We start from the raw sequence: 462 nt of genomic DNA, 5'->3' as shown, positions 1-462 counted from the left end.
CGATCGCCTCGGCCAGTTCCCGGGACGCTTCCTGCGTCGGCATGAAGGCGCCGCGGCCGACCTTGACGTCCATCACCAGCGTCTCGAGGCCGCAGGCGAGCTTCTTGCCCAGAATCGAGGCCACGATCAACGGGATCGACTCCACCGTGGCGGTCACGTCGCGCACGCCGTAGAGGCGCTTGTCGGCCGGCGCCAGCGACCCGGTCTGGCCGATGATCGCGACGCCGACCTCTTTCACCAGGCGGCGGAAAACGGCGTCGGATGGCGTAACGTCGTAGCCGGGAATCGATTCGAGCTTGTCCAGGGTGCCGCCGGTGTGGCCGAGGCCGCGCCCGGAGACCATCGGTACATGGCCACCGCAGGCGGCGACCCAGGGGCCGAGGATCAGCGATACCAGATCGCCGACACCGCCGGTGGAGTGCTTGTCGAGTACCGGGCCGGCGCACTCGATATCGTCGGGGC

Annotated in this window: 1 protein-coding gene; it reads right to left on the bottom strand. The window is 69.0% G+C overall.

Features of this window, described 5'->3' with window-relative positions; all coding sequences use genetic code 11:
• Positions 1–462: thymidine phosphorylase (locus AC3AYF_RS18640; RefSeq protein WP_487780167.1), on the bottom strand; the 462-nt coding region annotated here is incomplete at both ends.

It is taken from the genome of Salinicola sp., assembly GCF_982684285.1.
This window is presented reverse-complemented; position numbering and strand designations above follow the sequence as displayed.